General features: G+C 63.1%; 19 protein-coding genes and 1 tRNA gene. 13 read left to right on the plus strand and 7 right to left on the minus strand.

The window, feature by feature from the left end; all coding sequences use genetic code 11:
* Positions 1-26: 26 nt before the first annotated feature.
* The 6 genes from DZG07_RS22035 (at position 27) to DZG07_RS22060 (ending at position 4,941) form a co-directional block, all read left to right on the plus strand.
* Entirely contained in the window at positions 27-611 is a 585-nt protein-coding gene (locus tag DZG07_RS22035; protein WP_091917927.1) for a TetR/AcrR family transcriptional regulator, read from the plus strand.
* Positions 608-1,438 carry a DMT family transporter gene (locus DZG07_RS22040; protein WP_119820904.1) on the plus strand — a complete coding sequence of 277 codons (831 nt, stop codon included), beginning with the start codon at positions 608-610 and terminating at the stop codon, positions 1,436-1,438. Before DZG07_RS22035 ends, DZG07_RS22040 begins: the two co-directional genes overlap by 4 nt.
* A 102-nt stretch (positions 1,439-1,540) precedes the next feature.
* Positions 1,541-2,353: an AraC family transcriptional regulator gene (locus DZG07_RS22045; RefSeq protein WP_119820906.1), complete on the plus strand. Its 813-nt coding sequence runs from the start codon at positions 1,541-1,543 to the stop codon at positions 2,351-2,353.
* Positions 2,354-2,424: 71 nt separating this feature from the next.
* The gene (locus DZG07_RS22050) at positions 2,425-3,036 is read left to right on the plus strand and encodes a LysE family translocator (protein WP_119820908.1); all 612 of its coding nucleotides are present in this window, start codon (positions 2,425-2,427) and stop codon (positions 3,034-3,036) included.
* Between the two features lie 184 nt (positions 3,037-3,220).
* Entirely contained in the window at positions 3,221-4,150 is a 930-nt protein-coding gene (locus DZG07_RS22055; RefSeq protein ID WP_091917931.1) for a sulfite exporter TauE/SafE family protein, read from the plus strand.
* A 14-nt stretch (positions 4,151-4,164) separates the two neighbouring features.
* Positions 4,165-4,941, plus strand: coding sequence for a TIGR02186 family protein (locus DZG07_RS22060; RefSeq protein ID WP_281004506.1), 777 nt, complete (start codon positions 4,165-4,167; stop codon positions 4,939-4,941).
* A gap of 228 nt (positions 4,942-5,169) precedes the next feature.
* On the opposite strand, the gene pdeM is transcribed toward DZG07_RS22060, so the two are convergent.
* The 3 genes from pdeM to DZG07_RS22080 form a co-directional block, all read right to left on the minus strand.
* Positions 5,170-5,883 carry a ligase-associated DNA damage response endonuclease PdeM gene (pdeM, locus tag DZG07_RS22065; RefSeq protein WP_119820910.1) on the minus strand — a complete coding sequence of 238 codons (714 nt, stop codon included), beginning with the start codon at positions 5,881-5,883 and terminating at the stop codon, positions 5,170-5,172.
* Positions 5,880-8,399, minus strand: a complete 2,520-nt coding sequence (locus DZG07_RS22070) for a ligase-associated DNA damage response DEXH box helicase (protein WP_162931698.1) — start codon at positions 8,397-8,399, stop codon at positions 5,880-5,882. Before DZG07_RS22070 ends, pdeM begins: the two co-directional genes overlap by 4 nt.
* A 1,288-nt stretch (positions 8,400-9,687) precedes the next feature.
* Positions 9,688-10,596, minus strand: a complete 909-nt coding sequence (locus DZG07_RS22080) for a methyltransferase domain-containing protein (RefSeq protein ID WP_119821977.1) — start codon at positions 10,594-10,596, stop codon at positions 9,688-9,690.
* Positions 10,597-10,700: 104 nt separating this feature from the next.
* Here DZG07_RS22080 and DZG07_RS22085 point away from each other — a divergent pair, with 104 nt between their 5' ends.
* Complete coding sequence (locus DZG07_RS22085) at positions 10,701-11,711, plus strand: ligase-associated DNA damage response exonuclease (protein ID WP_119820914.1); 1,011 nt, start codon at positions 10,701-10,703, stop codon at positions 11,709-11,711.
* A gap of 3 nt (positions 11,712-11,714) precedes the next feature.
* Positions 11,715-13,316 carry a cisplatin damage response ATP-dependent DNA ligase gene (locus tag DZG07_RS22090; RefSeq protein WP_119820916.1) on the plus strand — a complete coding sequence of 534 codons (1,602 nt, stop codon included), beginning with the start codon at positions 11,715-11,717 and terminating at the stop codon, positions 13,314-13,316.
* A gap of 10 nt (positions 13,317-13,326) precedes the next feature.
* On the opposite strand, the gene DZG07_RS22095 is transcribed toward DZG07_RS22090, so the two are convergent.
* Positions 13,327-14,400 carry a hypothetical protein gene (locus tag DZG07_RS22095; protein WP_091918750.1) on the minus strand — a complete coding sequence of 358 codons (1,074 nt, stop codon included), beginning with the start codon at positions 14,398-14,400 and terminating at the stop codon, positions 13,327-13,329.
* Positions 14,401-14,628: 228 nt separating this feature from the next.
* Between DZG07_RS22095 and DZG07_RS22100 the strand changes: the two genes are divergently transcribed.
* Positions 14,629-15,582, plus strand: coding sequence for a nitronate monooxygenase family protein (locus tag DZG07_RS22100; protein WP_119820918.1), 954 nt, complete (start codon positions 14,629-14,631; stop codon positions 15,580-15,582).
* A 192-nt stretch (positions 15,583-15,774) separates the two neighbouring features.
* Positions 15,775-15,850 (plus strand) — tRNA-Thr (locus DZG07_RS22105).
* Between the two features lie 57 nt (positions 15,851-15,907).
* Here DZG07_RS22105 and DZG07_RS22110 read toward each other — a convergent pair.
* Together DZG07_RS22110 and DZG07_RS22115 are read right to left on the minus strand one after the other, a co-directional pair.
* Positions 15,908-17,497 carry a trimethylamine methyltransferase family protein gene (locus DZG07_RS22110; RefSeq protein ID WP_119821979.1) on the minus strand — a complete coding sequence of 530 codons (1,590 nt, stop codon included), beginning with the start codon at positions 17,495-17,497 and terminating at the stop codon, positions 15,908-15,910.
* Between the two features lie 238 nt (positions 17,498-17,735).
* The gene (locus DZG07_RS22115) at positions 17,736-19,229 is read right to left on the minus strand and encodes a PLP-dependent aminotransferase family protein (RefSeq protein ID WP_091918748.1); all 1,494 of its coding nucleotides are present in this window, start codon (positions 19,227-19,229) and stop codon (positions 17,736-17,738) included.
* 306 nt (positions 19,230-19,535) lie between these two features.
* Between DZG07_RS22115 and pgi the strand changes: the two genes are divergently transcribed.
* The 3 genes from pgi to DZG07_RS22130 all read left to right on the plus strand — a co-directional run bounded on the left by pgi (position 19,536) and on the right by DZG07_RS22130 (position 22,432).
* Positions 19,536-21,179 (plus strand): glucose-6-phosphate isomerase, encoded by a 1,644-nt coding sequence (pgi, locus tag DZG07_RS22120; RefSeq protein WP_281004507.1) that lies wholly within the window; start codon positions 19,536-19,538, stop codon positions 21,177-21,179.
* A gap of 5 nt (positions 21,180-21,184) precedes the next feature.
* Entirely contained in the window at positions 21,185-21,892 is a 708-nt protein-coding gene (locus tag DZG07_RS22125; RefSeq protein ID WP_091918746.1) for an HAD family hydrolase, read from the plus strand.
* Positions 21,893-21,994: 102 nt separating this feature from the next.
* Positions 21,995-22,432: a hypothetical protein gene (locus DZG07_RS22130; RefSeq protein WP_091918745.1), complete on the plus strand. Its 438-nt coding sequence runs from the start codon at positions 21,995-21,997 to the stop codon at positions 22,430-22,432.
* 143 nt (positions 22,433-22,575) lie between these two features.
* On the opposite strand, the gene DZG07_RS22135 is transcribed toward DZG07_RS22130, so the two are convergent.
* A complete protein-coding gene (locus DZG07_RS22135; protein WP_206782008.1) occupies positions 22,576-24,225 on the minus strand; it encodes a long-chain fatty acid--CoA ligase in 1,650 nt (549 codons plus the stop codon).
* Positions 24,226-25,323 lie beyond the last annotated feature (1,098 nt).

Consider the following 25,323-nt stretch of genomic DNA (forward strand, 5'->3'; position numbering starts at 1 on the left):
CTGTCTCACCCTTTCGAGTCTGCGTCATGTCCTCCACCTACGGCAATACCGAAAAGCGCCAGCACATCGTCGAAACGGCTTATGCGCTGTTCAAGCGCGAAGGCTTTCACGCCACCGGGATAGACCGGATCATTGCCGAAGCGGGCGTGGCGAAGATGACGATGTACCGCCATTTCCCCAGCAAGGACGGCCTTACCGTCGAGGTTCTTGCCTGGCGGGCGCAGCGCTTCGACCATCAGCTTGACCAACTCGCCGAGCTTGACGCCACGCCCGAACAGAAGATCGCAACGATCTTCGATTGGTACGGACGCTGGTTCAAAAGCCCGGATTTCCATGGCTGCCTGTTCGCGCATGCGCTCGCGGAATTCGGCGATCCCGCCCATCCGGTTTTCAAGGCCGTGGCCGACCAGAAGAATGGCCTGAAAGGGCGCATGCGCCGGATTCTCGAAGCGGCTTTGCCCGAAGATCAGGCCGAGAGCATTGCGGCGGCTCTTTTGATGCTGCTCGAGGGCGCGACCCTTCTGGCCCAGATGGGCCAGGGAGAGACCGCCATTCGGGATGCAAGAAACGCCGCTCTCGGCCTGCTTGCCAGGCTGCCGGCACGGCAATGAGCGCGGCGGTCGTCAGCCTGGCGCTTTTTGCGGCAATCCTGCACGCGACATGGAACGCCTTTCTGCGAACGGGTGCCGACAGGCTCTGGACCATCACGGTCATGAGCCTTTCCGGTACGATCGTCGCTCTTCCCTTCGTCTTCATCTATCCTCTGCCGGAAAGTTCGGCCTGGCTCTATATCGTTCTGTCGGCCTGTCTTCAGGTCGGCTACAGCGTCTTTCTGGTTGCCGCCTACAGAAACGGCGAGCTGGGGCAGGTCTATCCCATCGTTCGCGGCACCGTACCGCTGCTGGTGACTGTCGGTGGATTTCTGCTCGCCGGCGATCGCCTCGACACCTACCAGACGGCCGGCGTCGTCCTCGTGGCAACGGGAATCATGAGCCTTTCCTTGGGCAAAGGCAGGGCGGCCACGTCATCGATCCTCTTCGCCCTGGCGACGGGCGCGATCATTGCCAGCTATGTGACGGTCGATGCGATCGGCGTCCGCGAGGCTGGCCATACGGGCGCCTACACCGCATGGGTGGTGGTGATTTATGGCGCGCTGCTGCCGCTGACTTTCGTGCTGTTCCGGGGAAAACTCGTCGTCGACATTCATTCGCCCGAAACCTTGAAAGCACTGGCGGGCGGCATAGTCGCGCTCACCGCCTATGGCGTGGTAATAGCGGCATTGGCCCTTGGGCCGGCCGGGCCTATCACCGCCTTGCGGGAAACGAGCGTCGTGTTCGCAGCCCTGATCGGATGGCTTTTTCTGGGGGAAGCATTGACGCCCCGCCGTATCCTTGCCTGCTCAATCGTGGCTTTCGGAGCCATCTGCCTCAGCCATTGATCACGGCCCATTTGCGACGGAACGGCCCGTCGCAGAACCCGGTCGCACAGGCCCGCCTTTGCTTGCTATAGTTCGGCGGCAAACAGCGAAGGTGCGAAAACAATGCCGGCCGGCCAATTCAGGATGCTTCGTTGCAGAACGGCCGGTGTGGAAGCCGTCGAGGCTGCCACGCGCCATGCCTTCTCTCGGCACTGGCACGAGCAATACGGCATCGGCGTCATCCATCAGGGCGCGCAGAAATCGCTGAGCGGGCGCGGCATGGTGGAGGCCGGTCGTGGGGACACCATCACCGTCAATCCCGGCGAGGTCCATGACGGCATGCCGATCAGCGATGCCGGGCGGTCGTGGCGGATGCTTTATTTCGATCCGGCGATCATCCAGGCGGCCTTCGCAGACATGAACGAAGGCGCGTCGAAAGCCTGCGAGTTCGTCTGGCCGGCCAAGACCGACGCCGCAGTTGCCACCCTGTTCCATCGCCTTTACGCGGCAATCACCGGGCATGCGTCCGGCTCGTCCGACCTGCTGAGCGAGGAACTGCTGCTGCGCCTGCTGGCCAATGTCGTGCGCGAGCGGAGCGAGGTCGAGGCCTCAGCGTCCGCATCCACGGCGATCATGCGCGCAAGGCAGTTGATCGACGACGAGCCCACCGCCCCGATCACGCTTGCCGATCTTGCGCGGCAAAGCGGCATGAGCCGGTTTCAGGTGCTGCGCGGCTTTGCCAAAGCGACCGGCTTCACCCCGCACGCCTATCTCATGCAGCGGCGCACCGACCTCGCCCGCCGGCTGATCGCGCAAGGCACGCCATTAGCCGAGGCTGCTGCAGGCTGCAGCTTTGCCGACCAGAGCCACATGACTCGAATGTTCACGCGCAAATACGGCGTGTCGCCGGGCGTATACGCCGCCGCCGTCGCCTGACCCGCCTGCAATTTCGTTCAAGACGGCGAGCCCTCGCACGGCTCAAATCGGTTCTCTCACGGAGAACTGGCATGAGCATCGAATTCCTGATCACATCCTTCATCATCGTGGTGTCGCCCGGCACCGGCGTCGTCTACACGCTGGCGACCGGCCTTTCGCGCGGCGCGCGCGCCAGCGTGGCTGCCGCGTTCGGCTGCACCATCGGCATCGTCCCGCATATGGCGGCGGCGATCATGGGGCTGGCTGCAATCCTGCACACCAGCGCGCTTGCCTTTCACGCCTTCAAATATGCCGGCGTCGCCTATCTGCTTTACATGGCCTGGAACGCGCTGCGCGAAAACGGCTCGCTGAAGGTCGACGAGGAAATCACCGAACGCTCGGCCGCCCGGATCACCCTCACCGGCATCCTCGTCAACATCCTCAATCCGAAACTGTCGATCTTCTTCCTCGCCTTTCTGCCGCAATTCATCAGCACCGGCGAGGCGCACCCGCTGTCGCGCATGCTGATTTTGAGCGCCGTGTTCATGGCGATGACCTTCATCGTCTTCGTCGGCTACGGGTTGTTCGCCGCATCCGTGCGCGACAAGGTCATCTCGCGCCCGCGCGTGCTGACCTGGATGCGCCGCACTTTCGCCGGCGCCTTCGTGCTGCTCGGTGCAAGGCTGGCGCTGGCAGATCGGTAAGGGCCAATCCGACCGCAACCCAAATGCGACCGCGAATGGCGGTCGCCGTTAACCCGCTGACATGCTTTTTGTTTTAGACTGCCCGTGATGTTTGACTTCGCCGCAATGTCGGCGCAAGAGCAATGTAACGACCGAGGGCAAGGGACAGTCTTGGCCGGCAGGCACATAGCGTAGAGTTTGACGGGTGGGCATCTATCTCCCGATCGCAGAATTATCGGCCAACATCGTCGTGCTGCTCGCAATGGGCGCCGCGGTCGGGTTCCTGTCGGGCATGTTCGGCGTCGGCGGCGGCTTCCTCATCACCCCGCTGCTGATCTTCTACAACATTCCCCCAGCCATCGCAGTCGCCACCGGCGCGAACCAGGTCATCGCTTCGTCCTTCTCCGGTGCGCTTGCGCATTTCAAGCGCGGCACGCTCGATTTCAAGCTCGGAACGATGCTTCTGCTTGGCGGCATCGTCGGCTCGACGCTCGGCATCTATGTCTTTGCGCTGCTGCGCGCCATCGGCCAGCTCGACCTGTTCATTTCGCTGCTCTACGTCATCCTGCTCGGCACCGTCGGTGCGCTGATGATGGTGGAAAGCGTCAACGCCATCCGCAAGACCAAGGATGGCGCAGCCCCCGCGCTGAAGAAATCCGGCCAGCACAACTGGATCCACCGCCTGCCGCTGAAGATGCGGTTCCGCGCCTCCAAGCTTTTCGTCAGCGTCATACCCGTGCTCGGGCTCGGCGCCGGCATCGGCTTCCTGTCGTCGATCATGGGCGTGGGCGGCGGCTTCATCATGGTGCCGGCGCTGATCTATCTGCTGAAAGTGCCGACCAATGTCGTCATCGGCACCTCGCTGTTCCAGATCATCTTCGTCTCCGCCTATACGACCATCGTCCACTCCACCACCAACCAGACCGTCGATATCGTGCTGGCCTTCGTGCTGATGGTGGGCGGCGTCGCCGGCGCGCAATATGGCGCCAAGGCCGGGCAGAAGCTGCGCGGCGAACAGTTGCGCGCCCTGCTTGCGCTGCTGGTGCTGGCGGTGGCGCTGCGCCTTGCCTTCGACCTGTTCGTGCGGCCGAACACGCTTTACTCCCTCACCGGGATCGACGGGGGCCACCTGTGAGGCTGGCCGCGATCTTGGCTGCCGCGCTCGTCGCGGCCTTGCCGGCATTCGGGGCAGCGCTTGCGCAGGCTCAGCAAGCCAATCCCGAAAACATCCAGATCGGCCTTTCGACCGACCGCGTCGCCATCACCGCCGACTTCAGCGGCGCCGACCTGACGATCTTCGGCGCGGTGGAAAACGCCGACCCGCTGATCAACCGGCAGGGAAGATACGACGTCATCGTCGTGCTGGAGGGGCCGGCAAAGCCCGTCGTCGTGCGACGCAAGGAACGCGTGCTCGGCATGTGGATCAACCTGGATTCGGAGACATTCGAAAACGTCCCCTCCTCCTACTCCGTCGCCACGACGCGGGCGTTCCGCGACATAGCCGAGCCGAAGAACTACAAGCAGCTGGCTCTGGGTGCGGACAACCTCTACATCCAGCCGGCGGACACGACCGACGACCCGGTGACGATCGCCGAGTTCACGGCCGCCCTGCGCGAGCGCAAGAAGGCAACCGGCCTCTACAGCGAGCGCATCGGCGGCGTGCAGTTCCTGTCGGCCAACCTGTTCCGCGCCGCCCTTTCGCTGGCGCCCAACGTGCCGGTTGGCACGCACCGCGCGCGCGCCTTCCTGTTCCGCAACGGCGTCTTCGTCAAGGAAACCTCGGCCCAGCTCGCCATCTACAAATCCGGCTTCGAGCAGACTATCTACCGCTTCGCCAACAACCATGCGTTCTGGTTCGGCATTTTCGCCGTGGGGCTGGCTATGCTCACCGGCTGGCTCGGACGGATCATTTTCCGCCGGGATTGAGGCTGGGTTCCTCTAATGGCCCTCCCCACAAGGGCAGGGCCATCGCATATGTCACAGCCGACCCCCACTCCGCCTCGCTTTGCTCGGCACCTCTCCCCCTCAAAAGGGGAGAGGAAAGGCGCCCAGCCTTGCGGCCGGCATTTCCTCTCCCCCGTCGATCGGGGGAGAGGTGGCTCGGCGAAGCCGAGACGGAGTGGGGGTCGAATTCTATAAAGCGTCGCGGAGCCGCTATCCAGGTCTTAACATCGACCCTGCAATCGGAAATATCCGATGCGTTCCAAGCATGTACGCAATCAGGCTTTCCATGCGGAACAGCCCGGCATAGGCGCGGTCGAGCACATTCAGCGAGCCCGTATAGGCCCCAAACGCCGGCATGATGATGCGCGCGCCATCGCTGGCAAAACAGCGCCGCCGCACCGAGCGGCCGCGCTGGACGATGCGCGCGCAAGGGTGGAGGTGGCCCGCGATCTCGCCCTCGACCGGCGTGGCCGACGGTTCATGCCGAAACATCAGGCCGCCGACGGCGATCTCCTGCACCGTCTCGCCGGGCAGGTCGGCTGGTGCCTGCGGGTCGTGGTTGCCGGCGACCCAGAACCAGTCGCGCCCGGCCATCATCGCCTCGAGCCGCTCGCGGAAGATATCCGGCAGGCGTGCCGCCCCTGCCCCATCATGAAAACTGTCGCCAAGGCTGATGACGCGCCTTGGAGAATAATCCTCGATGACATGGGCAAGCCGCGCCAGGGTCGCCGCCGTATCGTAGGGCGGCAGCAGCGCGCCGCGCCGGACCGCATAGGAAGAACCCTTCTCCAGATGCAGGTCGGAGACGACCAGCATCTCCATCTCCGGCATGAACAGCACGCCGCGCTGGTCGCAGATCACCCGCTCGCCGGCGATGGTGATCGCCTCGTTCTTCGGTGTCATCGCGCGCACTGCAAGCGTCATTGCGGGCCCATTGCCTCTTCGATCAGGTCTGCCGCTTCCATCAGGAGCGTTTCGTTGGCGCCGCCATTCACCGGCTCCTTGCCGATTTCCAGCATCACCGGCACGGCCAGCGGCGAAATCTGGTCAAGGCTTTTATGCACGATTCGGCCGCGTATGCGCGAGAGCATCTCGGCCAGTCTCCTGACATCGAGCAGGCCGGAAGCAGCGTCCGTGCGCGTCGCCTGCAGCAATATGTGGTCCGGCTCGTGGCTGCGCAGCACATCGTAGATCAGGTCGGCCGACACCGTCACCTGCCGCCCGCTTTTCTCCTGGCCGGGAAAGCGCTTCTCGATCAGCCCGGCAATCACCGCGCAAGTGCGGAACATGCGCTTCAGCATCCAGCTGTCGTTCAGCCAGGCGTCGAGGTCGTCGCCGAGCATGTCCTCATCGAACAATTCGCCAAGCGACGGCTTTTTCGTGCGGAACATGTGGCCCATGTCGTCCAGCGCCCAGACGGCCAGCGAATAGTCGGTCGCCACGAAGCCGAGCGGCCGCGCGCCCATCCGCTCCAGCCGCCGCGTCAAAAGCATGCCCAGCGTCTGGTGCGCCAACCGGCCCTCGAAGGGATAGGCGACCATGTAATGTCGGTTGCCGCGCGGAAAGGTTTCCACCAGCATCTCGTCGCGGCGCGGCAGCACCGACTTTTCCTTTTGCAGCCGCAGCCAGTCGGCCACCTGTTCAGGCAGACGCTTCCAGCGCTCCGGATCGGCCAGCATCGCCCGCACCTCGCCTGCCAGATAGGTCGACAGCGGAAACTTGCCGCCGGCATAGGACGGCACGATGATGTTGGCGCCGCTGCCATTGGACACGAAGCACTCGTTCTCGCGGATGCCCTCGAAGCGCAGGATCTTGCCGGCGAAGAGAAAATTATCGCCCGGCCGCAACGTTTCGGCGAAATATTCCTCAACCTTGCCGAGCACCGGCCCGCCGCGCGCCACCATCCCCCTGCCCTGGCGCACGTAGCGCACATTCAGTTCCGGCATCTCGACGATGGTGCCGATGTTCAGCCGGTATTGCTGGGCAATCCGCGGATGGCTGACGCGCCACGTGCCGTCCTTGGTCAGCTTTATGCGGGCGTAGCGCTCATAGCTCCTCAGCGCATAGCCGCCGGTGGCGACGAAATCGACGACACGATCGAAGGTGTGACGGTCGAGCTTCACGTAAGGGGCGGCACTGCGCACCTCCTCAAACAGCGCATCGGCATGAAAGGGCGCGGCGCAGGCACTGCCCAGCACATGCTGAGCCAGCACGTCGATCGCGCCTTCGATCAGCGGCGGCGTGTCCTGCGCGCCGAGATAATTCGCCTCCAGTGCTGCCCGGCATTCCAGCACCTCGAAGCGGTTGGCCGGTATCAGAATCGCCTGGCTCGGCTCGTCCATGCGATGGTTGGAGCGGCCGATGCGCTGCGCCAGCCGGCTCGCGCCCTTGGGTGCGCCGACATGAACGACGAGATCGACATCGCCCCAGTCGATACCGAGATCGAGCGTCGAGGTCGCGACGATGGCGCGCAGCGAATTCGTCTCCATCGCCTTTTCGACACGCCGGCGCTGGCCGACATCGAGCGAGCCGTGATGCAGCGCAATCGGCAGGTTGTCCTCATTGCCGCGCCACAGTTCCTGAAACAGGAATTCGGCCTGGCTGCGCGTGTTGACGAAAAGCAGCGTCGTGCGGTGCCGGCGGATGGCATCGTAGATTTCCGGAATGGCATAGCGCGCTGAGTGGCCGGACCACGGCACGCGCTCTTCCGACTCCAGGATCGAGATTTCCGGCTTGGCCCCGCCTGGCACGGTGATCAGGTCGGCCATGTCGCCCTGCGGGTTCTGGCTCACCAGCCAGCGCCGCAATTCGTCCGGCTCCGACACCGTCGCCGAAAGCCCTATCGCCTGCAGGCCCGGCACGATCGAGCGCAGCCGCGCCAACCCGAGCGCCAGCAGGTGCCCGCGCTTGGAGGTCACCAGCGAATGCAGCTCGTCCAGCACGACATAGCGCAAATCCTCGAAGAAACGCTTGGCATCGGAGGCCGCGATCAGCAGCGCCAGTTGCTCCGGCGTGGTCATCAGAATGTCGGGCGGCACCAGCTTCTGGCGCTGGCGCTTGTGCTGCGGCGTGTCGCCGGTGCGCGTTTCCATGGTGATCGGCAGGCCCATCTCGCCCACCGGCTTGCCGAGATTGCGCTCGATATCGACGGCCAGCGCCTTCAGCGGCGAGATGTAGAGCGTGTGGATGCCGCGATGCGCCTGTCCCGGCTTGCGCTTCGGCCGCGTTGCCAGTTCAGTCAGCGTCGGCATGAAGCCGGCCAGCGTCTTGCCCGCGCCCGTCGGCGCAATCAGCAGCACCGACTTTCCCGCCTGCGCCCGCGACAGAAGTTCGATCTGATGCGCACGCGGCGACCAGCCGCGACCAGCGAACCATTTGACGAACGGCTCGGGAAGAATGGCGGCGCTCTGGCCTTGCTCGGTGCGGCTCTGGTCGTTCACGCAAAAGACCTAGCGCGAAGGACGACCCGCGCCAAGCGGAATTTGGAACAAAAGGTGATCGTTCTGTGGGAGGCATGGCCTTCGATCTCAGGGTAAGTCTTGGCAAGGGGCGATGCCAACCACGAGTTCGTCATCGCGGAAACCGCAGCGAAGCGGAGGTTGTCCGGGACCCATTGGTCAGGGCATCGTCAGCGCGGTCCGGTCCTAATGTTGATGCGCGCGTTCGGCACCGCTGAAGCTCCTTTCCATTCCGGCATGGATCCCGGGTCTCCGCTTCGCTCCGCCCGGGATGACGAAGAGAGGGGGTGTCGCAGCCAATCGCAAACGTTGTTGCTGGCCAAAGACGCAACTGCCGCGAGCCAGCATTGACGATTAGCGAAGGCTAAATATGCAGTTCGTCATCCCGGGCGCAGCATGAGCGAAGCGCATGCGGAGACCCGGGATCCATGCCGGACCATCGATGAAGGCTACAGCGGTGCAGAACTGCCGAAGCTGAAACCAGCGGAAACTGTGGGGGAAAGATTTCCACCCAATTTCCACTCAACCCATTGTTTCCATTAACCCCACACATTTTTTCACGCCCGATTTATCCCCACCCCAAGACACCACCCGCATAATCCCCTCATCGCTCTTGCGGGACCGGGTTCTGGAACCGGGATCGGGGAGAGCGGCGGTGACCTCCCGCCCTGGTGTGGTAGCCAGGAACCCGAGGGCCCGACACAGGCCGGCGTCCTGCGGCCGCATGCCCTGGCTGGAAGCTGCAAGCGATAAGCTTGTGGCGGAAGGATCAAGGGTAGATCGCGCAGGATGCGGAGAACCCGCGGCGTCTTGTCCATGGAATGTACATGGAGCGGGCGTTGTGACCGGCCGACTTCGGGACAGACACCGAGACGGGCGGTCGAGAGATCGCAGAAAAATACAAAGATGAGCGAGATTTCGGCCGCCCGTCTTTCCCGGCTCTTTGACAATGGCCAGATGCGAAAGCAGGCGTGGCGATGAACAGGTGCGTCCTTCGAGGCTCCCCTTCGACAAGCTCAGGATCGCACCTCAGGATGAGGGAGGGTGTGCCGGCAGAAATTGTCTTCATGAAGAGTAGGTGCGTTTCAAGATGAGGGAGAATTGCGCTAACCTCCCTCATCCTGAGGTGCGAGCGCTAGCGAGCCTCGAAGGACGCACCGGAATGCTCCGGGGACAGTTCCCCGGAAGGGCGCGGCAGTTGCGATCTCGCACAAGGGGCAAAAAGTAAACTGTCCCAAGCGCTTCCTCAGGGGGAAGGGAAACGCCGGCGCTAACCCTTGCGGGCAATCACGATCAGCCCGTCCACCGGCTCGCGGCGGTCCTGCCGGATCACTGCGGTCTCGATGGAAAGCGGCGCAAAGCCATTCCCAGCAAGCATGCCACGCACATAACGCTCCGAATGCGCGTAACGCCGCGATGGCTGAAGGACAAAATCCCCCTCGCCGCGCAAAAGCTCGACCGAGAAGCCGAACAGCCCGTCCTGCTCGAGCATGGCCGCTACCACCTTCATGACGCCGTCGAGCGCGCCGACATACATGAACACATCCGCCGCCGTGACGAGATCGGCCGGCGCGCCATCATAGGCAAGCGTCTGCAGATCGGCCTTGACCAGTTCGTCGTAGACTCCCTTTTCGCGCGCCTTGCGCAGCATTTCTGCCGAGATGTCGTAGCCTGCGAGATGATCGCAGGACGGGCGCAGGCGCTCGCCCATAAGCCCGGTGCCGCAGCCAAGATCGATCGCGCGGCCGAAACGCCCGGCATGCGTGGCGCGGATCGCCTCGGCCAGCAGGTCCGGCACGCGGTATTCGAGCTTGTTGACCAGCGCATCGTCGAATTTCGGCGCATATTGATCGAACAAAGCCTCGACGAAGGCGCTGGGCGGGGCATCCGCCGCTTCAGTAGCGCCGATCAGTTCGAGCTTCAGCGCCGCACCCGGACGATCCAGCGGCTCCAGTTTCAGCACCATGCGCCAGGCTTCCGCCGCCTGCGCGAGATTGCCGGCAGCCTCGTGCATTTCGCCGAGCCGGAACCAGCCCATCGCCCATCCCGGCGCAAGCTCAACCGCGCCGAGCATGAGTTCAGCCGCGGCGGCATGATCGCCCGAGCCGAACAGGAATTCGGCATAGTCGGCGCGGCGGTCCGCCAGCAGGTCACCGGAAGAGGTTTGCAAGGGTTTCAAGTGGCGCATTCCTGCGGCGGAAGCGCCGGTGGAGCGCTATATCGCTTGTCAGGAGCAAAATTCAACAGGCTTTTCTGTGCCGTGCAAAACCCTATCTTGAGCGGATGCGCGCACGCGACCTGCTCCACACCCGCCCGGAAGGGCTCTATTGCCCTCCCGGCGATTTCTATATCGATCCGGTCCGGCCGGTCGCCCGCGCCCTGATCACCCATGGCCATTCGGATCATGCCCGATCGGGCCATCGCTCGGTACTGGCGACGGCCGAGACGCTGGACATCATGGCGCTGCGCTACGGCGCGGATTTTGCCGGCACAACGCAGGCGGCCAAGCTTGGCGAAACCATTGACGTCAACGGCGTCGCGGTAACCTTTCACCCGGCAGGCCACGTGCTCGGTTCCGCGCAAATCTGCGTCGAAAAGGACGGCATGCGCATCGTCGCTTCCGGCGACTACAAGCGCCGGCCGGATTCGACCTGCGCGCCCTTCGTGCCGATCCGCTGCGACGTGTTCATCACCGAGGCCACCTTCGGGCTGCCGGTGTTCAAGCATCCGCCGGATAGCGGTGAAATCGCGCGGGTGCTGAAATCGGCCGAACAGTTTCCCGAGCGGGCGCATATGATCGGCGCCTATGCGCTCGGCAAGGCGCAGCGCGTGATAAAGCTGCTGCGCGAGGCCGGCTATGATCGGACGATTTTCATCCATGGCGCGCTGGCGAAGCTCTGCGACTATTACGAGAGCCAGGGCATAGCGCTCGGCGATCTCCAGCCGGCAACGGTGGACAGCGGCGCAAAAACCGATTTCGCCGGCGCCATTGTCGTCGGCCCGCCCTCGGCCTTCGCCGACCGCTGGGCACGGCGCTTTCCCGACCCGGTTTCATGCTTCGCCTCCGGCTGGATGCGCATCCGCCAGCGCGCCAAGCAGCGCGGCGTCGAACTGCCGCTGATCATCTCGGATCATTCGGACTGGGACGAACTGACCGAGACCATCACCGAGACCGGCGCCGGCGAAGTCTGGGTAACGCATGGCCGCGAGGAGGCGCTGGTGCGCTGGTGCGAACTCAACGGCATTGCGGCGAGCCCGCTGCATCTGGTCGGTTATGAAGACGAGGGGGACTGAGCGATGAACCGCTTCGCCGAACTCCTCGACCGGCTGGTGCTGACGCCGTCGCGCAACGGCAAGCTGACGCTGATGACCGACTATTTCCGCACGGTCGAAGACCCCGATCGCGGGCTGGCACTGGCGGCGCTTACGGGCGACCTGTCGATCGCAGCGGTAAAGCCGGCCATGCTGCGCATGCTGGTCACCGAGCGGATGGACCCGGTGCTGTTCGGCTACTCATACGATTATGTCGGCGACCTCGCCGAAACCGTCTCGCTGGTGTGGCCGGAGCCGGACGCGCATCTCACCGCCAACAGCCAGCCCACACTTGCCGATGTGGTCGGCGCGCTGCAATCGGCGAGCCGGTCTGACGGGCCAAAAGTGCTGGTGCGCCTGCTCGACCGGGCCGACATCTCGGCGCGCTACGCCATCATCAAGCTGGTGACCGGCGGCCTGCGCATCGGCGTCTCCGCGCGCCTTGCCAAGCAGGCGCTGGCCAATCTCGGATCGGTCGACGTGACGGAAATCGAGGAGCTGTGGCACGGGTTGACGCCGCCCTACACGGAATTGTTCGCATGGCTGGAAGGCAGGACGGAGCGTCCGCAAAAGACCGCCAAGGCGCTGTTCCGGCCGGTCATGCTGTCCAATCCGGTCGGTGACAACGACCTCGAAAAGCTCGATCCCGCCGACTATGCCGCTGAGTGGAAATGGGACGGCATCCGCGTGCAGGCCGTCTGCGAGGGCGGAGTGCGGCGGCTCTATTCGCGCACCGGCGACGATATTTCGCCGGCCTTTCCCGATCTCGTCGAGGCCATGGTCTTCGACGGCGCGCTGGATGGTGAGCTGCTGGTCGGCGATCCATCGTGCCAAACCGGCACATTCTCGGACCTGCAGCAGCGGCTGAACCGCAAAACGGTGACGCCCAAGATGCAGCAGAGCCACCCGGTCTTCGTGCGCTGTTACGACCTTTTGCAGGACGGCACGGAGGATCTGCGCGCGCTGCCCTTCATCGAGCGCCGTGCCCGGCTGGAGGCATTCGTGGCCAAGCTCGATCCGACGCGTTTCGACCTGTCGCCACTGGCGCCGTTTGCTGATTGGGCAGCGCTTGAAGACATGCGCCGCAACCCACCGCATCCGGTGATCGAAGGCGTCATGCTGAAGCGCAAGGACTCGCCCTATCTCGCCGGCCGTCCGAAAGGCCCGTGGTTCAAGTGGAAGCGCGACCCTTTCACCGTCGACGCGGTGCTGATGTATGCGCAACGCGGCCACGGCAAGCGCTCCAGCTTCTATTCCGACTATACGTTCGGCGTCTGGTCCGGCCCGGAAGGCGGCGAGGAGCTGGTGCCGGTGGGCAAAGCCTATTTTGGCTTCACCGACGAGGAACTGCGCCAGATCGACAAATATGTCCGCGACAACACGATCGAACGTTTCGGGCCGGTGCGCTCGGTGCGCGCAGACCGCAAACAGGGGCTGGTGCTGGAAGTCGCCTTCGAGGGCCTCAATCGCTCGACGCGGCACAAATCCGGCGTCGCCATGCGCTTCCCGCGCATTTCGCGGCTGCGCTGGGACAAGCCGACGGCGGAAGCCGATCGGATAGAGACGCTGCAGGCACTGCTTGACTAGGCAGATGAATTTACTGCGAAATCGAAACCTTGATAGCGTAGATGTCCACCGCCTTGCCCTCACCGGCAACATCGGAATTGATGGCGATCGTGCCGCCCGCGCCGGGTTTCTTCTTGGCGAAATCGATCTCGAAAAGATAATCGCCCTCCTCCTGGCCAAGCGCGTAACGCTTGCGGCCGCAATCGCCGAGTTCGCCGAAGTTGCAGTCCACCGACATCTGGGTTTCCTTGCCATCCTCGCCGCGGGCAACGATGTCGAAGGTGGCCGACTTGCCGCCGACCTGCTCAAGCACGCCCTGACCGATATCGAACAGCACGGTGGCGCCCGACTGGCCGGAACGGACGCGCAGGAAGCTGCCCGATGCATCCTGCATGACTTCGGCCTTCGAATCTCCCGGCGTCGTCACCTTCGTGGCGTCCTCGGGCGAGAAGACACTGATCCAGTTGCGGTTCGCGTCAGCCTGTCCCGGCCTTATCGGAGCGCCTTCATTTTCCGGAATGAAATCCTCGCTCTGGGTCGTCGCAGGCGGGTTGGGAACGGAGGTGTCGCGCTCGGCCGGCGATTTCAGCAGACCGGTCTGGTAGGCCCACCACCCGCCGATGCCGATCGCGGCAAGCACGGTTGCGGTGACGAATATGCGGGTGAACGGTATGTGAAACCTGCGGGCACGAGCCTCGTTGCGGTCGGGCTCGACAGATATTGCCCTGTCGCCGGCAAGCGGCCCGGCGCTTGTGGTTTCTCCCCGGCCGGGCATGTCGACGCGCGGTACCGCCGCGCCTGCCGGACCTTCGACGGCGATTTCAGGCGACGAAGCCGTCGAAGCCCCACCGCGTTCGGGCCGAACATCGTCGAGCCCCGGCTCGATCGCAGGCACGGCAGGCTGAAATTCCGATTCGATCTCGGTGATCTTGGCCTGCATGGCCTTGCGGCGGTTGATCGCCGCCTCCACCGTCAGGCTGGGGTTTGCCTTGAGCGCACGGTCAAGGGCGGCAAATGCCGAGCGATAGACCTTCTCGCGGAAAGCCCGATCATCGGCATCTCCTTTTTCGAAGGCGTTTCGGATCGCCTTTTCGATCGCATCCAAACCGTTTTCCCCACGATGAAAGTAAGTGCTACCAGATGGTTAGACGTAGCGGCGTAATCAAGCAACGGCCAGCGGGGGCAATTAGCCTCCTCAATTCGGCCGCAACGACGATTTTCCCCGCAAAGTTTGTATCAATTCTGTCAGAATTGCTGATTGCCCGCTGGAATCGATCTGCTAAAACAGATTACGTTTACGCAAACGTCAATATTTTAGCGAGAGGCTTGAGCAGTGGCGCTACCTGACATCTTGAAGAAAAACCTGCGTATCCCGGTCGTCGGGTCGCCGCTTTTCATCATTTCGCACCCGCCGCTGGTGCTGGCGCAGTGCAAGGCCGGTGTGGTCGGCTCATTCCCGGCGCTGAATGCGCGGCCCGAATCACAGTTGGACGACTGGCTGGCCGAAATCACCGAGGACCTCGCAAGCTACGATGCAGCCAATCCCGGCCGGCCGTCGGCTCCCTTTGCGGTCAACCAGATCGTCCACAAGTCCAACACCCGCCTGCAGCACGATCTCGAGCTTTGCGTGAAGTACAAGGTGCCGATCGTCATCTCCTCGCTCGGCGCGGTGGAAGAGGTCAATCAGGCGGTCCACTCCTATGGCGGCATCGTGTTGCACGACATCATCCATGATCGTCATGCGCGCAAGGCAATCGAAAAGGGCGCGGACGGGCTGATCGCGGTGGCGACGGGTGCCGGTGGCCATGCCGGCACGCTGTCGCCTTTCGCCCTGATCCAGGAAATCCGGCAATGGTTCAACGGGCCACTTCTGCTGGCAGGCGCAATCGCCAATGGTGGGGCGGTGCTTGCCGCGCAGGCGATGGGCGCCGATCTCGCTTACATCGGCTCGCCCTTCATCGCGACGACGGAAGCGCGCGCGACCGACTCCTACAAACAGATGATCGTGGAATCGAAGGCTGCCGACATCGTCTATTCGAACCTCTTTACCGGCATCCATGGCAACTACCTCAAAGGTTCCGTGCGCGCGGCCGGCATGGACCCGGACAATCTCGCCGTCTCCGACCCCTCGACGATGAATTTCGGCGGCGACAAGACCAAGGCGTGGAAGGATATCTGGGGCTGCGGCCAGGGGATCGGCGCGGTGGGTGAAGTAGGTCCTGTGTCCGCACTCGTTGACCGGCTGGCCGATGAATATGCAGCAGCGAAATTGCGTCTGGCTGCGTAGGCGCTCGGTGGCCCGGCGTATATGAAGTTCACAGACCGTGTTCGCCGACGAGGCGAGGCGCCCGACACGCCGGTTTGATCGGCGCACCACGCCGTGCAACGGTATTTGCAAATTACGCGATAGCGGCTTGAATTTGCCGCGCAATGCAGATATCACGCGCCCACTGTTTCGCGCGTCAGCGCGAAAAGGGTTGCCGCTTTAGCTCAGTTGGTAGAGCACATCATTCGTAATGATGGGGTCAGGTGTTCGAGCCACCTAAGCGGCACCATTCCTCCGTCTCGCCGAAAACTTCTTGTTTGCACGCCGATCACCTGCCGTGATTGGCCTATCCGCCCATACCGCTGCGGGGCAGAAGGATATTTTCGAAGCGTGCGCGCAGGCGGTCGTCGATATTCTTGGAGACGTGCCGCGGGAATCGCTCGGCCAGTATCTTTTTCTTTTCAACGATCGCGCGCTGCAAAATGTCGGGCCTGCCCTTCTCGTTCCATTCCTTTGGACTGAAGCGATCGCCGACGGCAGGATAGAAATATTCGGTCTGCATCAGCCTCAAGGTCTGCTCGTTGCCGAGATAATGGCCCGGCCCATTCATGCAGACCTCGGTGATCGTATCGATCGACAGCGCTTCGTCGGTGACCTCGATGCCGCGCACACAACGCTGGCAATGGCCGAGCATGTCGTTGTCGATGATCAGGCTTTCCAGGCAGAAACCCAGCAGCGAGGCGTGCATGCCGGCGGACTCATAGACCAGATTGAGGCCCGACAGCCCGGCCATGACATTGGTGATGCCTTTTTCATAGCCGGACTGGATATCGGGCAGCTTGGAATCGGCCATGCCGGCGGCCGAGCCGCCCGGCAGGTCGTAGAACTGCGCCATCTGCGCGCAGGCCGCCGTCAGCAGTGCCTGCTCGGCCGAACCGCCCGACATCGCACCGGTACGCAGATCCGAGACGAAAGGCCAGGTGCCGAAAATCGCGGGATGGCCGGGCTTCAGCGCGTTGACATAGACGAGACCGGCCAGCACTTCCGCCACGGCCTGAACCACGGCGCCGGCGATTGCCGCAGGGGCCGTAGCGCCAGCCTGACCGGCCGAGAGCAGCAGGATCGGAATGCCGCCCTCTACGCAAGCCTCAAGCACGCCGCAGGCGTCCTCGGCGAATTTCATCGGCGGCACGACGAAGCAATTCGAGTTGGAGACGAAGGGGCGGGCGCGGAAATTCTCTTCGCCGCCGGCAATCGCGTAGAGCATCTCCAATGCTGGCGCGACGTTCTCGCGCACGGTGAAGCTCGTTCCGACATGCTTGGACGTGCCCATGACGCAGGCGTAAAGCGTGTTGAAGTCCATATCAGCGGGATCTGGGATGTCGCGCGGCACCATCGGGCGCTGGAAGAAATGGATGTTGTCGAGCCCGTCAACGATGCGGGCTGCATCATAAATGTCCTGCAGCAGCGACTCGCGGTATTCGCGTTTTTCTACATCGACCAGATGAACCGCAGCGCCCGCCGTGCCGTAATGGACGCGCGTGCCCTGGATCAGCATGTCATGCCTGGGATCCTGGCCGTGCAGCGTAAAGTTGCGCGCGGCGGTCCTGACGGTCGACATGACCAGTTCGCGGGGAAAGCGGATGCGGCCGTCGCCGTCGTAGCTTGCGCCGACGCGGGTCAGCGCTTCGATGCAGCTTGGAATTGCGTTGGCGAAACCGACCGTTTCCAGAAGGGTCAGGACCGCCTCATGGATTCTTTCGAGATCGTTCTGGCCCAACGGCTTGTACCTGCCGCCTTCCAATCCGGGTCGAATGGGACGGACATCATCCGCCAAGGGGGCTGCGCGCATGGCGCGGCGGGCTTCCCGGCCGCCGGAGCGGCGGGAACGTTGGTCTGCTACCGTAAGGTCATGCTGTTCCAGGGCGGTCGACATCGAAACCTCCACCGTATTTGGAAGCATCCCCGCGCCGAATGTGCCTTCGGTCACGCTGCTTCGTTCCCCTTGATTGCAAGACTATGCAGCGGCCAAACGGCGTGCGTATGGGCCACGGATTTCCGCCAGATGGGCCAGAGGCGCAGGCTTTGAATAAGCCGGAATCGGCAAATCTCCGCGCGCCCATCTGGACGCGCGGAGATGCTGTTTTAATAGGCAATATTGGCCGGTCGCCCGATCACGCCGCTGCTGGCCGTCGCCCCGCAGCTGTCGCAAGCTCGCGGATGCCCGGCTCGATGTGCTGGAGCGCGATCGAGGAAATGCCGAGCCGCATGAAGCGGGAAGGCTTGTCGGCCTGGTCGAAGAAACGGTCGCCCGGCTCGATGATGACGCTGCGGGCAGCAGCGGCCTCGGAAAGTCCGCGCGAATCCGTGCCGCGCGGCCCTTCCAGCCACAGCGAGGTGCCGCCGGCAGAATCCGTCGAACGCCATTCGGGCAGGAAGGCCGAGATCGCCTGGACCAGACGCTTGCGCCTTTCGTCAAAGGCCGACGAAAGACGGCGCACCAGCGCCTCGTGATGGCCAAGCGACAGGAACAGCGCCACGGCCCGCTGGTTGTTTGCCGGCGGGTGGCGCAGCATGAAGCGGCGCAGTGCGCGCAATTCGGCAATCAGATCAGCAGAGGCGACAATGTAGCCGAGCCGCAGGCCGGGCGCCAAAGTCTTCGACATGGAGCCGACATAGATAACGCGGCCCGAGCGATCGATGCTCTTCAACGCCTGCTGCGGCGCTTCATCGAGCAACTGGCTGTCATAGCCGTCCTCGATGATGATCTGGTTGTGACGGCTGGCGCGCGCCAGAAGATCCTGCCGGCGCTCGGCGCTGAGCGGCACCATGGTCGGGCAGTGATGGCTCGGGGTGACAAAGACAAAGCCGGCATCGTTCGGGATAGACGAGGTGACGATGCCCGACTGGTCCACCGGCGTCGGATGGATGTTCGCACCGGCGAGCCTGAAGATCGAGCGCGCATCCGGATAGCCCGGATCTTCCATGGCAACCTTGCTGCCCTTGGTCATGAGAAGCGTCGCCAGCATATAGAGCGCGTGCTGCGCGCCGAGCGTGACGATGATCTCGTCCGGATTGGCAAAGATGCCGCGGCGGGGCAGCAAGCGCGCCTGGATCTGCTCGATCAGCAGCGGATCGTCGCGATCGACCATGTCGGCCGCCCAGTTGCGGATTTCGAGCACGGCCAGCGCCATGCGGTTGCATTCGCGCCATTCGGCGGTTGGAAACAGCGCCGGGTCGAACTGGCCATAGACGAAGGGGTAGGACGACTTGATCCAGTTTTCCTGCTTGGCCGGGCGCGGCATGTCGCTGGCTGCGATCTGCCGGCGCGACTTCCAGTCGATCTCGTTGGCCTGATCGATGGACTTCTGCTGCGGCTTGGCCGGTGTAGCCAGCACTTCCGGATTGACGAAGTGGCCACGCCGCTCGCGCGCCACGAGAAAGCCCTGATCGACAAGCTGCTGGAAGGCCAGCACGACGGTGCCGCGCGCGACGCCAAGCTTTTCGGCCAGGATGCGGCAGGACGGCAACGGCATGGAAGCCGCGATCTGGCGGTCAAGAATGGCGGCGACGATAGCCTGGCGAATCTGGGCCTGAAGGGTCTGGCCCGACTCCGCCGAAATACGGAACAGCCCCGACCATATGGCCGAATCGTTTCTCTGTGGCATGAGCGTTTCCTCGAACAGGCGCTATATTTTTCTCTTTTTGGACCAGTGGAGCGTATCTGTGGTCCAACCGGTTGCGCCAATGAATTTTTCTAATCGTTATGATTTATGTCAATGATCTATCCCGTGACGGCCCGACTTCGCGCCAGCGTGGGCCACAAAAGTCAAATCGATTGAAATTTTCATCCACACGAGCGTCAAACTCTCTCCATGATCACAGTGGTCTGATAAGGTCCAAGGAGGCTCGCCAAGACTCAGATGACGGCGTGCCCCCGGAACATTTGAAGTAACGAATTTTGGAGAATGGCCGTGACCGACGCCCCCCTTCACTCCGCGCTGACGGCGCTTCGCGACGATCAGGCCGACACGCCGAAGAATATGCGCGAGGCCTTCAAGGCCGACCCCCAGCGTTTCACCAAGTTCTCGCTGACCGACGGCGATCTCCTGTTCGACTGGTCCAAATGTGCCGTCACCGCTGACACCATGACGTTGCTGGACAAGCTGGCGCACGCAGCCCGGTTGCCGGAGCGCCGCGACGGCATGTTCTCGGGCAAGAAGATCAATGTCACCGAAGGGCGCGCCGTGCTGCACACCGCACTGCGCGACGGTCCGGGCGACACAGTGCTGCTGGACGGCAAGGATGTTATGGGCGACGTGCGGGCCGTGCTGGATGCGATGGCTGACTTTGCCGATGCCGTGCGATCCGGTGGGGCACCGGGTGCGACGGGCAAGAAGATCACCGACATCGTCAATATCGGCATCGGCGGTTCCGACCTCGGCCCGGCGATGGCGACGCTGGCGCTGGCGCCTTACCATGATGGGCCGCGCGCGCATTACGTCTCCAATGTCGACGGCGCGCATATACATGACACGCTGAAAGGTCTTGAGCCCGAGACGACGCTGTTCATCATCGCTTCCAAGACCTTCACCACCATCGAGACGATGACCAATGCCGAAACCGCCCGCAAATGGGTGGAAAAGGCGCTCGGCAAGGAGGCCGTGCCGAAGCACTTCGCCGCCGTCTCCACCGCGCTCGACAAGGTAGCGGCCTTCGGCATCGCGCCGGAGCGGGTGTTCGGCTTCTGGGATTGGGTCGGCGGACGTTATTCGCTGTGGTCGGCGATCGGCCTGCCGATCATGATCGCGGTTGGGCCGAAGAATTTCCGCGAGTTCCTCGCCGGCGCGCATGAGATGGACCAGCATTTCAAGAACACACCGCTGTTGCAGAACATCCCCGTGGTGATGGGGCTGATCGGCTATTTCCACCGCGTCGTCTGCGGCTATCCGGCGCGCGCCGTCATCCCCTACGACCAGCGACTGTCGCGGCTGCCGGCCTATCTGCAGCAGCTCGACATGGAATCGAACGGCAAGCAGGTCACCGTCAACGGATTGCGCGTGACGACGCCGACTGGGCCGCTGGTGTGGGGCGAGCCGGGCACCAATGGCCAGCACGCCTTCTTCCAGCTTCTGCATCAGGGCACGGACATCATCCCGGTGGAATTCCTCGCGGCAGCCGAAGGCCATGAGCCGGAGCTTCGCCACCATCACGACCTGCTGCTTGCCAACTGCCTGGCGCAATCCGAAGCCCTGATGAAGGGCCGCACGCTGGAGGAAGCGCGCCGGCAGATGCTGACCAAGGGCATGCCGGTGGAGGAGGTCGACCGCGTTGCGCCGCACCGCGTGTTCCCGGGCAACCGGCCGTCGGTCACGCTGCTCTACCGCAAGCTCGACCCGCATATGCTGGGACGGCTGATCGCACTTTACGAACATCGCGTTTTCGTGGAAGGGGTGCTCTACGGCATCAATTCCTTCGACCAGTGGGGCGTCGAACTCGGCAAGGAACTGGCGACTGGTCTTCTGCCTGTCGTGGAAGGAACGGAAGATGCCGCGCGCAACGACGCCTCGACCGCTGGTCTGGTGCGTCATATCCACCAGCTAAGGGCAGCGGGGTAGACATCTTGAACGGCATCAAAGGCATCCTGTTCGACAAGGACGGGACACTGGTCGACTTCCAGGCGACATGGTTCGCCATCGGCGATCGCATGGCGCTTAAAGCGGCAGGCGGCGACCGCGCCAAGGCGGACGCTCTGATGGCCGAGGCCGGCTACGATTTCGAGCGGAAGTGTTTTAGGGCCGACTCGGTATTTGCTGCCGGCACCAATGCCGACATCGTGGCGCTATGGTATCCCGAAATCGGCGCCGAGGAACGCCAGGTGATGACGACCGGTTTCGATACCCTCACCGCGGAAGAGGGTGCTGCAGCCTCCGTACCGCTGCCCGGCAGCAAGGACGCGATCTCCAGCCTGCACGGCTCCGGCTTCCGGCTCGGCGTGGCAACCAATGACTCCACCGGCGGCGCAGAAAAGACTTTGCTGGCGCTCGGCGTGGCGCAAATGTTCGACGCCGCTTACGGTTACGACGCCGTCGCCAACCCCAAGCCCGCGCCCGACGCGATCCATGCCTTCGCCGACCTGACCGGGCTGAAGCCTTCGGAAATCGCCATGGTCGGTGACAACCGCCACGACCTCGAAATGGCCAAGGCCGGCGGCGCCGGACTAGCCATCGGCGTGCTCAGCGGCACCGGAACGCGCGAGACGCTGGCACCGCTGGCGGATGTGATTCTGGATTCGATCGCCGATCTGCCGGGGTATCTGGCCTCGGCCTGACCGTCAGAACCAATGACGTGACCCCACCTGCCGACATCACGATGGCAGCAGGCCGCGATTAATAGTGTTCGCACATTTTACAAACCAAAGGATGGCGCGACGATGCGGAGCTTCGAGACAAAGTCTGTTCGCATGGAGCCGTTGCTTCTCGTGACGGTCCAGATGCCTGTCGAGGATGTAGACCGCGTCATGGAGCATGTGGTGAAGGCTGCGCCGCTGGTCATGGGCAAGTATGACAGCAATGCCTACCAGTCTGGTGCCGGTATTGAACGCTATCGCCCGCTTGAAGGCGCGGCGGCGGGCGCGGAAAGCGAACTGCGCAAACGACCTGACATAGTCGAGGTGAGCTTCGAACTGGCCGACGACCAGGCTCTTCTGGAACAGGTCGTAGAGCTGATTTTCCAGGTTCACAGCTATCAGGAGCCTGTGATCCGGGTGGCGAACATACTGGGCAGCAGGTCAAAGGGCCTTGACGACAAGGACAATCCGAATCGCTGGTGGAACACGACCGGAGACTGGAAGAAGACGTCGGGCCAATAAACGGCGGCCTATGCCGCCGCTAATCGGCGCGTTTGAGACTACGCTGCCGTAACTGCTGCTCCAGCCCTCCGCTTAGGCTCCGGGCGTTCGTCACTCGAAAAGCCAAATCGTTGGCTTTTCGTTGGCCTTCGGCCAAACGCTCCTTACCCCCGCAGTTCCCGCCTGAGAATCTTGCCGACATTGGTCTTCGGCAATTCGGTGCGGAATTCGATCAGCCTCGGGCGCTTGTAGCCGGTCAGGTTTTGCTTGCAGTAGGCCAGTAGTTCTTCGGCGGTCAGGTTTGGGTCCTTCTTGACCACGAAGAGCTTCGGCACCTCGCCCGAATGCTCGTCCGGCACGCCGATTGCCGCCACTTCCAGCACGCCCGGATGCTGGGCGACCACTTCCTCCAGCTCGTTGGGATAGACGTTGAAGCCGGAGACCAGGATCATGTCCTTCTTGCGGTCGACTATCTTGGTGTAGCCGTTCTCGTCCATGAAGCCCATGTCACCGGACTTGAAGTAGCCGTCGGGCGTCATCACCTTGGCTGTCTCGTCCGGCCGGTTCCAGTAGCCGGCCATGACCTGCGGACCCTTTATGCAGATCTCGCCGACCTCTCCGAGGGGCATGTCGCGGCCTTCCTCGTCGCGGATGGCGAGTACGGTCGAGGGGATCGGCAGGCCGATCGTGCCGGTGAACGCGTCGGCGTCGAAGCGGTTGGCCGTCGCGACAGGCGCCGTTTCCGAAAGGCCGTAGCCTTCCGAGATGAGGCAACCGGTGAGTTTCTGCCAGCGATCTGCAACGCCGCGCTGCACCGCCATGCCGCCGCCGAATGTCAGCAGCAGCGGCTTGAAGTCCAGCTTGCGGAAGTCCTCATTGTTGAGCAGCGCATTGAACAGCGTGTTGAGGCCGGGGAAAACGTTGACCTGATACTTGGCCAGTTCCTTGACGAAGCCCGGAATGTCGCGCGGATTGGGGATCAGCACGTTCTGAGCACCCTGCTGCATGCCCATCAGCGCGTTCACCGTCAGCGCATAGATATGATAGAGTGGCAGCGCGCAGACGAAAGTGAGGGTTGCCGGCCGCGGCTTCTTCACGAAAGCCGTTTCCATCCACAGCAGGTTCTGCGCGACATTGGCCAGCACGTTGCGGTGAAGCAGGATCGCGCCTTTTGAAACGCCTGTGGTGCCGCCGGTATATTGCAGGAAGGCGACATCGTCAGCTTCCGACTTCACCGGCTTGAAGGTGCGCGCAGCGCCTTCCTTCTGCACCGCCGGGAATTTGGTGTGACCCGGCAGCGACCAGGCCGGCACCATTTTCTTGACGCGGCGCACGACCAGATTGACGATCAACCCCTTCATGCCGAGCATGTCGCCCATCGTCGCGACGACGACATGCTTGACCGGGGTCTTGGCAATCACCGCCTGCAAGGTGGTGGCAAAGTTCTCAAGGATGATGATTGCTTCCGCGCCCGAATCCTTGAGCTGGTGCTCGAGCTCGCGCGGCGTGTAGAGCGGATTGACGTTCACCACCGTATAGCCGGCGCGCAGAATGCCCATCATCGCCACGGGATATTGCAGCACGTTGGGCATCATGATCGCCACGCGCGCGCCCTTGGCCAGGCCCTTTGATTGAAGCCAGGCACCGAAGGCGGCAGACTGGCGTTCCAGTTCGCCATAGGTGATCGTCTTGCCCATGCAGGTGAAGGCGGGCCGCGTCGCGAATTTCTTGGACGAGTTCACCAGGAAATCGCCGATGGAATCGAATTCCAGCGGAGCGATTTCGGCCGGCACGACAGACGAATAGCTTTTCAGCCACGGCTTTCCTGCTGCCGTAGCGGGTTTCTTCGCGGCCGGCTTGTCGTCTTTTGGCGCAGCTGCGGCTTTTGCCGGGGTCGCATGGCCGGCAGCGCCGTTCGTCAGCGGCACCTTGGCAGCTGCGGGTTTGGGCGGAGTTTCGGCCTTGGCTGCTGGCTTCGCGACCTTGGGCGCGGCAACCGCTTTCGCCTTCGCGGCAGCGGGCTTCTTTGGTCCAGTCTTCGCCGCACCGGCCTTGGCTGCCACAGCCTTCGGCAACTCGATAAGTGCAGCTTTCGCAGCCGGCTCGACGGCAGGAGATGAAGCAACCGACGCCTTGCTGGATGCGGCTTTCGTCACCGGCTTGGCGCGCGATTTCGACGGCGCGGATTTTGCGGCTACTGGTTTTGCTGCGGGTTTGGCAGGGCTTGAGCTCTTCGAGCTTGTCTTTGCGGTGGCAGGCGCGGTCTTCACCGCCGGCTTGGCCGCAGCCGTCTTTGCAGTTGGCTTAACTGTTGCCTTGGCCCCTTGAGTGGGTTTAGCAGCTTTCGCCGGCGCAGCCTTGGTCGCTGGTTTGACTGCGGCGGCTTCCACCGCCGGCTTCGTCTGCGATTTCGCCGCTGGTGCTGCCTTGCCGGTTGCTGCCGCTTTCGCAGAGGGTTTCGCCGCCGGCTTGGCAGTTGCGGGCTTTGAGGACTTCGCAGCACTTGCAGCCTTCGGCGCCTTGGAGCCGGCCTTCGTGGAAGCCGCGGATGCCGTCGTGGCAGCCGCCTTCGGCGCTGCTGTCTTTTTCGCCGGGGCTTTCTTTGCCGGATCGTTTTTCACTGCCGCCGCAGCCGTTGCCTTGCCCGCCTTGCTGATCGTCGTCTTGGCCACTCGTTCCTCCCTGCCCTGTATTCTATTTCTTGGTCTCTCGGTCCTCACCGTGCATTCGCCCCGGCTTGCCCGCCTCGTCTGCCTCCTGCAGCATCTCGCGCAAAACCGCTGTGTCTCTATGTATTGTCACAAGGGCTGGCCATGCAAGTCTTGCCCCAGCGTAATGAAGGCAATGAAATTTACTGCGTGCTTCAGAACAATTTTTCAGAACAGCAGCGCTTCGACGTTGAAAGCCAGATC

Source organism: Mesorhizobium sp. DCY119, from assembly GCF_003590645.1.
GTDB lineage: Bacteria > Pseudomonadota > Alphaproteobacteria > Rhizobiales > Rhizobiaceae > Mesorhizobium_M.